General features: G+C 61.4%; 7 protein-coding genes. 3 read left to right on the forward strand and 4 right to left on the reverse strand.

The features are described from left to right. Nucleotides 1-18: 18 nt before the first annotated feature. Nucleotides 19-1257, forward strand: a complete 1239-nt coding sequence (locus tag I3J13_RS02930; protein ID WP_020808949.1) for an AI-2E family transporter — start codon at nucleotides 19-21, stop codon at nucleotides 1255-1257. A 181-nt stretch (nucleotides 1258-1438) separates the two neighbouring features. Here the strand turns inward: I3J13_RS02930 and I3J13_RS02935 are convergent, their stop codons facing one another. Next, nucleotides 1439-1894 (reverse strand): GNAT family N-acetyltransferase, encoded by a 456-nt coding sequence (locus tag I3J13_RS02935; protein WP_196377959.1) that lies wholly within the window; start codon nucleotides 1892-1894, stop codon nucleotides 1439-1441. Nucleotides 1895-2000: 106 nt separating this feature from the next. Between I3J13_RS02935 and I3J13_RS02940 the strand changes: the two genes are divergently transcribed. Continuing rightward, entirely contained in the window at nucleotides 2001-2420 is a 420-nt protein-coding gene (locus I3J13_RS02940) for a hypothetical protein (protein WP_003523385.1), read from the forward strand. Nucleotides 2421-2668: 248 nt separating this feature from the next. Here I3J13_RS02940 and I3J13_RS02945 read toward each other — a convergent pair whose 3' ends face one another. The 3 genes from I3J13_RS02945 to I3J13_RS02955 form a co-directional block, all read right to left on the reverse strand. Beyond that, entirely contained in the window at nucleotides 2669-3859 is a 1191-nt protein-coding gene (locus I3J13_RS02945; RefSeq protein ID WP_196377960.1) for a DUF2336 domain-containing protein, read from the reverse strand. Between the two features lie 69 nt (nucleotides 3860-3928). Further along, nucleotides 3929-4546: a flavin reductase family protein gene (locus I3J13_RS02950; protein WP_065655140.1), complete on the reverse strand. Its 618-nt coding sequence runs from the start codon at nucleotides 4544-4546 to the stop codon at nucleotides 3929-3931. Further along, nucleotides 4546-5127 (reverse strand): nitroreductase family protein, encoded by a 582-nt coding sequence (locus tag I3J13_RS02955; protein ID WP_059760236.1) that lies wholly within the window; start codon nucleotides 5125-5127, stop codon nucleotides 4546-4548. Before I3J13_RS02955 ends, I3J13_RS02950 begins: the two co-directional genes overlap by 1 nt. Before the next feature lie 110 nt (nucleotides 5128-5237). Between I3J13_RS02955 and I3J13_RS02960 the strand changes: the two genes are divergently transcribed. After that, complete coding sequence (locus I3J13_RS02960; RefSeq protein ID WP_080851763.1) at nucleotides 5238-6218, forward strand: hypothetical protein; 981 nt, start codon at nucleotides 5238-5240, stop codon at nucleotides 6216-6218. Nucleotides 6219-6376 lie beyond the last annotated feature (158 nt).

Raw genomic sequence — 6376 nt, forward strand, 5'->3', positions numbered from 1 at the left:
TGCGAGAAAGAGCCTGCCGTGAGTAACATTGACAGCCGTAAGCCCAGTGGCGAACCGAGATGGCTTGGTCCCGCCAGCCCGACGCGGATCGCCCTGATCCCGCCCATCTCGGCTGCGCGCTGGCTTCTCGTTCTCGTCGCCCTTGCCGGCATTTATTTCTTCCACGGCTTTCTCGTCCCCGTTCTCGCCGCTCTCGTCATCGGTTTCGCCAGCTGGCCGGTTTATACCCGGCTTCTGCGGCAGGTGGGCGGCAACACCACGCTCGGCGCCACCATCGCCATCATCCTCATCCTCGCCTTCCTCGTGGTGCCGATCTTCATCGCCGCCTCCTATACGGCAAGCGAAATCCGCGAATGGTTCGGCTGGGCGGTGCATGTCAACAAGACGGGCGCGCCCGTGCCGGACTGGATCGCGGCGCTGCCCGCCGTCGGCCCCTGGCTCGGCGAACAATGGGTGAAATATATCGGCACGCCGGGCGCCATCGGCGAACTCATCCAGCTCGTCAGCGGCGCCAATATCGGCAATATCTACCGGGCGATCCTTGCCGCCGGCAACGGCGCTTTCCACCTGGTGCTGACCCTGCTGTTCATGCTGATCGCGCTGTTCTTCGTCTACCGCAACGGCGCGGGCTTCACCCGGCAGGTCGATCTGGTGGGCGAACGCATCCTGCCGACGCGGTGGGAACGCATTTCCCGCGTCGTGCCCGCCACCATCAGCTCCACCGTGACGGGTATGACGCTGATCGCCATCGGCGAAGGCATCATCCTCGGCATCGCCTACTGGATCGCCGGCGTGCCCTCGCCCGTCACGCTCGGCGTGCTCACCGGCGTCATGGCGCTCATTCCGGGCGGTGCGCCGCTCTCGTTTACCCTGGTGTCGATCTATCTGGTCGCCAGCGGCTCGCCCGCCCACGGGCTGGCGCTGTTCGTCTGGGGTTCGGTGGAACTCTTCATCGTCGACAAGACCATCCGTCCGAAACTCGTCGGCGGCCCGATCAAACTGCCCTTCCTGCCCACCTTTTTCGGCCTCGTCGGCGGCGTCAAGACCATGGGCTTCCTCGGCCTCTTCATCGGCCCGGTGCTGATGGCGCTCCTGGTCGCAATCTGGCGCGAATGGGTGCGTGAAGTGGAAATCTCCGCCGCCGCCAGCGCCGAGGCTCCGCCCCCACCGCCCACGCAGGAAGATGCCATCGATGAGGTTGCCGCGCTCGAAGACAATAGCGAGGAAACGACCGCGTTTCGGAAAGCGGCGTTTTGATCGGTGAAGCCTGCAGGCAGACGCCTCGACGCTGGTGCCGATAGATAGTCCTTAAACCGCGCATCCGTCATGCTCGGGCCTGTCCCGAGCATCTGCCACCGATTGATCTACGATACGTGATTGGATCCTCGGCGCAGGGCCGAGGATGACGTGCAGGATACGGCAAACTCGCGCCGTAGGCTTAAAGCACCTTCTCCATGAACAGGCTGAGCGGATCCGGCCTGTAGGGCGCAAAGGCCTCGATCTCCACAAACCCCGCCTTGCGGTAAAGACCGATCGCCTCCGGCTGGCTGATACCGGTTTCGAGACGGATGGCGGAAAGGCCAAGCTCGGCGCCGCGCGCGACGAGCGTATCCATGATCAGCTTGCCGACCCGCAATCCCCGCGCCTCTGGATCGACGAACATGCGCTTGACCTCCGCCGTGCCGTCGCCCGCCTCCACCAGCGCGCCGCAGCCGACGACGCGGCCATCGTGCCGGGCCACGAAAAACGAGACATTGTCCTGCTCGAGCGCGCCGATATCGACCAGATGATTGCTCTCGGCGGGGTAAAGCGAGGCCATATAGGCGTTGGAAAGGTCGATGAGGCGCAGAACCGCATCCTGCCGGGGTGTTTCAAGCTTGATTTCGGTGGCCAATGCGATGCCTGCCTTCTCTATAAAAATGCGTATTTCGTCGTAATGTCACTGCAATCGGGATAGATGAGTTTCTAGAGCATAAATCCCGACAGAGGCAACACACACCATGAAAACAGCCCTCGTTCTCATGACTTTCCTTGGTTGCGACGACAGCGCCACCGATTGCCATTACCTGGCAACCTCGCAGCAGCGCTGGACGAGCATCGAACTGTGCGACGCCGTGTCGGAAAAGGAGCTGGAGCGTTACGCCAACGCACCCTACCCCGTGGTGGTGGCCGTATGCCAGACACCGGGCGAACAGCCTCCGCAGACGGCCGGCACGCAACCTCCCGCCTCGGCACCGGCCACTGCACCGCAGGCAACGGCGGCTGTTACGCCGAAGGAAGAGGAAAGCCTCACCAAACAGGCAATCAGCCGCGTCAGCCGTATCCTGCCTTCCACCGAAGGCATAAAGCATCTTTTGGGGACACCGGTGAGGATGGTTGAAAACAGCTATTCGTGGATCGCCAAACGGTTCGATAAGTGACTGCGGGAAATGTCACGCCCGCTTTCTTTCCGCTGCAATGCAGAGGTTTCCTGTGAGAGGAAAGCGCACACTGCCCTCATTCCTGTGCTTGTCACAGGAATCTAGCCAGCCCAAGTCTTTGGGCTGGAAAGACTCTACTCGCCGCGCAGACGCGCGTCGGCTGGATTCCTGTGACAAGCACAGGAATGAGGATGGGAGTGATCCTGCCGGAAACATCGCAGCGGCGTCTTGCAAAACCCCTCGGGGCCTCACGCCGCCTCGACCGTCAGCGCTTCCGCATAATACCGCGCCTTCTGCCGCTCTTCGGCGATGGCGAGCTTGCGCACGGCATGCAGCAGTTCGTACAGCGTTTCGGAACCGTTGACGTCACGGAAATGGGCCAGCAGTTCCGCCGAGACGGAGGCCGCCACATCAGAGAGCTGCGAGCGGGCGGCACGGCGCCACATCAGCGTCGCCTCGATGAAGACGTCGACAACATCGCCGAAAAGACCGACCGACTGGAACAGCGCCTTCAAGGCATGCGGCCGCCCTGTCGCCAGAATGGCGCGCACCTTGCGGTCATCGAGACCGGAGAGATTGACCATGGCCGCCGTGAAGAATTCCAGCCGACCCGAACAGACGGCATGGATGAGCAGCGCCGGCGTCAGTTCCAGCCGCTGGCGCAGATGCTCCACCAGCGCCGGCAGCTCCGGCGAGGAAACGCTGGCGGCGATAAGGATGGTGGCGGAATCTTCCGCCTCGCGGAAAAGACTGTCGGCGCGGTTGCGCGCGATCATCGCGTGAACCAGCGCGGAACCCGCGAGAGCTTCGCTGATGCGGCCCATCAACAGGTGACGCGCATCGGCGGGCAGCGCCTCGCGGCGAAGCAGGAGGTCGCGAATATCGGCGTCCGAACCGTGGCGCTCGGCGATGCGCCTGAGCGAAAACGGCGTGATGAAAGCATCGTCGTTTTCGAGCAGGATAATGGTTTCCGGCAAGTCGCCGACTTCGGCAAGCGCTGCGCAGACACCGCGCGGCAAGCCCGGTCGTGCGGCGATGAGCGCGCGCGTCAGGCTTTCTCCACGCCCGGCGAGATCGACCAGATCGGCCTCGCCGAGAACCGGTGAGCGGGCAATGACGGTGCAGGCAATTTCCGGCTGGTCTTCGGCGAGTGAAACGAGAATGGCGCGCGGTGCGTCATGGGCATCCGCCAGCGCTTCGGCAAGCGCCAATCGCACACGCGGCGAAGGATCGTCGAGCAGATAGGTCATCGCCATATAGGCGGCATCGCGGTTCTCGCGCGCCATGTTGGACTGAAGATAGGCACGGCCTAGAGCATTGGCGGCCTTCGCCCGCTCGGTCGAGCCAGCCTTTTCAGACCAGCGAAGAAATGCCTGTACGATCACCTGAGCCTCGAAAACATTCGCAACAATGGATGGCGGCATCATCGCCGCCACCATGTATAAAACTCTAGGCGCAAATGGTTTACGTTTGGTTCACCATAAAAATTAACCGTAGCCGAAGAAGGACTATATTGACGGCGCAGTAGAGGGGCGCTGCAGCTGGAATACATCGCTGCCGCCATCGCAGTAATCCATATAGCCCATGCGCGCCACGGGTCGCGACAGCCCCATATCGATGCGCCCGTCGCGAATGATCGTTTCATCAATATGGATCGCCATGACCTGTCCGATCACCATCCACGAATCCGCCGGCTGGCCGTCGACGTCCTTAAGCTGCTGTATCTGGGTCACGCGGCACTCCAGAACCGCCAGCGCCTCGCCCACGAAAGGCGCATCCACCACCCGCCCGTCGACAGCGGTGAGACCGGCAAGGGCGAACTCATCGACATCATAACCAACGGGGGCAGAAGAAGCATTCATCCGGTCCACCAGATGGCGGCTGACGAGATTGGCGGTGAAGACACCGGTTTCCTCGACATTGCGCAGGCTGTCCTTCCTGCCGCTGGAGGAGAACATCACAAGCTTTGGCCGGTCCGAAATCGCATTGAAGAAGGAATAGGGCGAGAGGTTGAGGGAACCGTCCCTGCCCTTCGAGCCGATCCAGCCGATTGGACGCGGTGCGACGATGGCCTTGAACGGATCATGCGGCAGGCCATGCTGGTTGGTGTCCGTGGTGTAGAACATCAAACGTCCCCGACCCAGGTGACGACATCGGCAAGCTCCGGCCGCGGCCGCTCCACCGGTGGGAATGTCGTCGAGCCGATATGAATGAACCCGGCGACCTTCTCTTCCGCGCCGACCTCGATTTCCGCGAGAAATGCGGAATCGAAAGCAAACCATTCGGTCAGCCAGTTCGCCGCAAAACCGCTGGCATTGGCGGCGAAGATGAGGTTGAGGCACACAGCACCGGCGGACATGACCTGTTCCCATTCCGGAATCTTGAAATGCGGCTTTGCGGTGCTGATGACGGCGATAACGACGGGCGCGCGGGTGAAGCGGGTGCGTTCCGCTTCCTGCTGCTGCAGGTCCAGTTCCGGGTTCTTTTCAAGCGCGATCCTCAGCGCCGTCTCACCGAGACGCACGCGCTCCTCGCCGCGATAGACGACGAAGCGCCAGGGGGCGAGCTTGCCATGGTCAGGCACGCGCACGGCAAGGCGCAGGATGTCCTCGATTTGCCCCTTCGAAGGCCCCGGCTCGGCAAGTTGCAGGGCCGGCGTGGAACGGCGAACCTTGAGATAATCGAGGAGCTTGATATCATTTGTCATGATCAAAAATCTTCCATTCTGCTGTCATCGCAAAAACATGGGCCTTGAAATAGCCACGGCATTGGTTTTGAAGTGATCCGGGAAAATCAAGAAGTCAATCGGTATCGAAAATGTCGGCAATCAAAATCGCGGCACGTCTGACCATTGCATGTGCCGTGCTTGGCCTTTTATCGCAAGCCGCTTTTTCGCAGGACGCCTTCAAAGACTTCAAGCAGCTCGGCGGCACGCCGAAAATGCCGAAGCTGAACGCTTTCACCGCGCCTTCCGCACCCAACGCCCCGGAAAGCACCGCCCGCGATATCAGCATGGAAGCCAAGCTGACCAGCGAAGGCGAAGCGGTGAAGGAAGGCCTGTCCTGGCGCGTCTTCAGCCCCATTCCCGGCGCGGACGGCAAGTTGCCGATGCTCGCAAGTTCGGAAGGCGGCTCGGCGGAATTCCATCTGGTGCCGGGCGAATATTTCGTCAACGTCGCTTTCGGCCGTGCGGGCGTCACCAAGAAACTCAATGTCCCGACCTCCGGCAATGTGCAGAAACAGGTGCTGATTCTCGATGCCGGCGGCTTCGTGCTGAATGCGGTTGCGGGTTCCGACAAGCAGATTTCCGGCAACCAGCTCAAATTTTCCGTCTATTCGTCAGACGCCCGCCCCGATGGCGAGCGCGGCCTCGTCATGGCCGATATCAAGCCCAACACCATCGTCCGCCTCAATGCCGGCACCTATCACGTGGTTTCCGAATATGGCAACGTCAATGCGGTGGTGCGCGCCGACATCCAAGTGGAAGCCGGCAAGCTGACGGAAGCAACGCTCCAGCATCAAGCCGCCCAGATCACCCTCAAGCTCGTCTCCGAAGAAGGCGGCGAAGCCATTGCCGATACGGCATGGTCGGTGTTGAACGGCGGCGGCGACGTGGTGAACGAAAGCGTCAGCGCCTTTTCGACCATGGTGCTGGCGGAAGGCGAATATACCGCCATCGCCCGCAACAAGGACAAGGTTTTCCAGCGCAACTTCAAAGTGACCTCCGGCCGGGATTCGGATGTGGAAGTGCTGATGAAGGATCAGGCGCCGGAAGATATGACCGGGGATTTCGAGTAGGCGTCACCTACATCTCATCCGTCATGCCGGACTTGTGTGGACTTATTGTGGTTTACTTGATGCATAGGCCGGGATGCGCATCCCGGCCTATGCAGGCAGGTGGCCGTATTTCCGGACTGGTTTACGCAGCCGAGATCAAGCAAGGCCCTGCCTGCTCC

It is taken from the genome of Agrobacterium leguminum (assembly GCF_015704895.1).
Classification (GTDB): domain Bacteria; phylum Pseudomonadota; class Alphaproteobacteria; order Rhizobiales; family Rhizobiaceae; genus Agrobacterium; species Agrobacterium leguminum.

What these genes read in the sequence shown, in the direction of transcription:
- I3J13_RS02940 (WP_003523385.1), top strand. Translation starts at nt 2,001, where the DNA reads ATGAAAACAGCCCTCGTTCTCATGACTTTCCTTGGTTGCGACGACAGC.
- I3J13_RS02945 (WP_196377960.1), bottom strand. Translation starts at nt 3,859, where the DNA reads ATGGTGGCGGCGATGATGCCGCCATCCATTGTTGCGAATGTTTTCGAG.
- I3J13_RS02950 (WP_065655140.1), bottom strand. Translation starts at nt 4,546, where the DNA reads ATGTTCTACACCACGGACACCAACCAGCATGGCCTGCCGCATGATCCG.
- I3J13_RS02955 (WP_059760236.1), bottom strand. Translation starts at nt 5,127, where the DNA reads ATGACAAATGATATCAAGCTCCTCGATTATCTCAAGGTTCGCCGTTCC.
- I3J13_RS02960 (WP_080851763.1), top strand. Translation starts at nt 5,238, where the DNA reads ATGTCGGCAATCAAAATCGCGGCACGTCTGACCATTGCATGTGCCGTG.